The sequence below is a fragment of the uncultured Streptococcus sp. genome (assembly GCF_963516575.1).
Classification (GTDB): domain Bacteria; phylum Bacillota; class Bacilli; order Lactobacillales; family Streptococcaceae; genus Streptococcus.
The window spans coordinates 1-3,404 of the sequence record NZ_CAUQCP010000084.1; the positions used below are offsets into that span (position 1 = coordinate 1).

The window sequence follows — 3,404 nt, forward strand, 5'->3', positions numbered from 1 at the left end:
GACTGTGGCTGGGAGCATATTACAGACTTTAATAGTTTTTCCTATTTTAGAAAAGCGCATTCTGAAATTGAATCGGATGCAGAATTTGAAATCTATAATGACGCTGCTGGGAAGTTAGCTATGGTTAACCGCATTTTAAGACTGCGATTAGTACCTGTTTTACTTTTGCTAGCCATACATATACCATTCTTACTTAAATTGCTCAATAGAAGTAATGCGTTTGATCTATGGAAATTTCTTGCGGTCGGGCTAGATATTTTCTTATCTTTGATCCTTTTGTTAATAGTTTCTTATATTGGCTGGAAGCTATGGAATAAAAAGAAGGAATTATCAGATTTATGATAGGGTAGGTATGCTCAAAATTGGAGGGGAAGTCATGATAAATAAAAAGCAATTTCGGATCTTCACTATTCTTGATTTGGACAAGAAGGAAGAATATTTGCATGAGATGCATTTGAAAGGTTGGAGGTATAGAACGAGTCGTTTTGGTTTGTTCTATTTTGACAAATGTCAACCAGACGATGTCATCTACTGTATCTATGATTCTAGATTTCTTAAAAAATATAAGCATGAACTGCAAGATTTTAGAAATAGAGGTTGGGAATTGATAGGAGCAGGTTCTTGTTCTATTCTTCGTAAATCGTCTTCTTTACTTCCAGAGGATCAAGTCTACATGAGTAATAATCTCAGGTGGGAAGTTATACGATCTAGACTTCGTTCCTGTACAGCTACTTTCTTAGGTGGTTTGGTTGTTTGTATAAGTTTATTTAAAGAAGAACTTTCTATGTCTTTCTTCGTTATTTTTCTTTTATATGCTCTCTTGATTTCCTATCTAATCTATGGTTTTTTTAGACTTAAAAGGAAATATCAAGTAGATGAACAGTAAGTTTCTAGGTCTTTAAACTGATTTTTAGCACTCTTGATAAAAGAGTGCTAATTTTTTGAGTTTTTATCTTGACATTCTCTTCTAAGGGTGTATAATAGAATCATAAGTTAGCACTTGAGGGTATCGAGTGCTAATCGATCAGACAGAGAGGAGTGATGAGGTGGTTACAGAGCGTCAGCAGGATATTTTAAATCTCATTATTGACATCTTTACCAAAACGCACGAACCTGTCGGATCCAAAGCCTTGCAAGAGTCTATTAACTCTAGCAGTGCAACCATTCGTAATGACATGGCGGCTCTAGAAAAGCAAGGTTTGCTTGAGAAGGCCCATACTTCAAGTGGTCGGATGCCAAGTGTTGCTGGTTTTCAGTACTATGTAAAACACTCACTGGATTTTGACCGACTAGCTGAAAATGAGGTATATGAGATTGTCAAAGCCTTTGACCAGGAATTCTTCAAATTGGAGGATATTCTGCAAGAGGCTGCTAATCTACTGACAGACTTGAGTGGCTGTACGGTAGTAGCACTGGATGTTGAGCCGAGCAGGCAACGTTTGACAGCCTTTGATATCGTTGTTTTGGGGCAACATACAGCCTTGGCAGTATTTACCCTAGACGAGTCTCGAACGGTTACCAGTCAGTTTCTGATTCCAAGGAATTTCTTGCAGGAGGATTTGCTGAAACTGAAGAGCATCATTCAGGAACGTTTCCTAAGTCACACCGTTTTAGATATTCACTACAAGATTCGGACGGAGATTCCGCAGATTATCCAGCGTTACTTCACAACAACGGACAATGTTATCGATCTCTTTGAACACATCTTTAAGGAAATGTTCAACGAAAACATTGTGGTGGCAGGCAAGGTCAATCTCTTGAATTTTGCCAATCTAGCGGCCTATCAGTTCTTTGATCAACCGCAAAAGGTGGCCTTAGAGATTCGTGAGGGGCTGCGTGAAGATCAGATGCAAAACGTCCGTGTTGCAGACAGTCAAGAATCCTGTCTAGCTGACCTAGCGGTGATTAGTAGCAAGTTTCTCATTCCTTATCGGGGAGTTGGAATTCTAGCCATTATCGGTCCTGTTAATCTGGATTACCAACAGCTAATCAACCAAGTCAATGTGGTCAACCGTGTTTTGACCATGAAGTTGACAGATTTTTACCGCTACCTCAGCAGTAATCATTACGAAGTACATTAAGATTGAAATCATTAAAGGAGGCGAAAATGGCCCAAGATATAAAAAATGAAGAAGTAGAAGAAGTCCAAGAAGAGGAAGTTGTGGAAACGGTAGAAGAAACAACTCCTGAGAAGTCTGAGTTGGACTTGGCAAATGAACGTGCAGATGAGTTCGAAAACAAATACCTTCGCGCTCATGCGGAAATGCAAAATATCCAACGCCGTGCCAATGAAGAGCGTCAAAACTTGCAACGTTATCGTAGCCAGGACTTAGCAAAAGCAATTCTCCCTTCTTTGGACAACCTTGAGCGTGCACTCGCAGTTGAAGGTTTGACAGACGATGTCAAAAAAGGATTGGAGATGGTGCAAGAAAGCTTGATTCACGCTTTGAAAGAAGAAGGAATCGAAGAAATCGCAGCTGATGGCGAATTTGACCATAACTACCATATGGCCATCCAAACTCTCCCAGCAGACGATGAACACCCAGCAGATACCATCGCCCAAGTTTTCCAAAAAGGCTACAAACTCCATGACCGCATCCTACGCCCAGCCATGGTAGTTGTCTACAACTAGGCAATTCTGACGGTAGCTGAAGTAACTCGTCAGAAAACGGCAATCGCTATGGCGTTTGCCTAGCCTCCTTACTAACTCGTCGTCGAAATAAAATCGATTTCGACTCCTCGTGTCGTAACATAATAGGAAACTTGTCCGAAACGACAATAAACTATGAAGAAAGATAAAAAAGTAGTTCAGCTTTGCAATAGTGAGCGAAGCGAACCAAAGACGATACTCTTCGCCGTGGCGCTATTTGCGCAAACTTTGAGACCTTAGGCTCAAAGTTTAGTCAAAGAGATTGACGAAGTCAAGCTCTGACGGCGCCGCCACTTAAGAAGAGTATCTAAAAGAAAAGTAGAATATAAAATTTAAGGAGAAAAACACATGTCTAAAATTATCGGTATTGACTTAGGTACAACAAACTCAGCAGTTGCAGTTCTTGAAGGAACTGAATCAAAAATCATCGCAAACCCAGAAGGAAACCGCACAACTCCATCTGTAGTCTCATTCAAAAACGGAGAAATCATCGTTGGGGATGCTGCAAAACGCCAAGCAGTCACAAACCCAGATACAGTCATCTCTATCAAATCTAAAATGGGAACTTCTGAAAAAGTTTCTGCTAACGGCAAAGAATACACTCCACAAGAAATCTCAGCTATGATTCTTCAATACTTGAAAGGTTATGCTGAAGACTACCTTGGCGAAAAAGTAACTAAAGCAGTCATCACAGTTCCTGCTTACTTCAACGATGCTCAACGTCAAGCAACAAAAGACGCTGGTAAAATCGCTG

The 3,404-nt window shown here is 40.2% G+C and carries 5 protein-coding genes; all 5 read left to right on the top strand.

Annotated elements, in window-relative coordinates; genetic code table 11:
* Positions 1 to 342, top strand: a 342-nt coding sequence (locus tag RWM06_RS09570) for a DUF2812 domain-containing protein (RefSeq protein WP_399553539.1), incomplete at its 5' end; no start/stop codon positions are given.
* Between the two features lie 34 nt (positions 343 to 376).
* Entirely contained in the window at positions 377 to 886 is a 510-nt protein-coding gene (locus tag RWM06_RS09575) for a DUF2812 domain-containing protein (protein ID WP_313970946.1), read from the top strand.
* Between the two features lie 160 nt (positions 887 to 1,046).
* Positions 1,047 to 2,081 carry a heat-inducible transcriptional repressor HrcA gene (gene hrcA / locus RWM06_RS09580; protein ID WP_004255946.1) on the top strand — a complete coding sequence of 345 codons (1,035 nt, stop codon included), beginning with the start codon at positions 1,047 to 1,049 and terminating at the stop codon, positions 2,079 to 2,081.
* 26 nt (positions 2,082 to 2,107) lie between these two features.
* Positions 2,108 to 2,632 carry a nucleotide exchange factor GrpE gene (gene grpE / locus RWM06_RS09585; protein ID WP_000046038.1) on the top strand — a complete coding sequence of 175 codons (525 nt, stop codon included), beginning with the start codon at positions 2,108 to 2,110 and terminating at the stop codon, positions 2,630 to 2,632.
* Positions 2,633 to 2,998: 366 nt separating this feature from the next.
* Positions 2,999 to 3,404 (top strand): Hsp70 family protein (locus RWM06_RS09590; protein ID WP_313970947.1); only part of this gene is annotated, 406 nt, incomplete at its 3' end.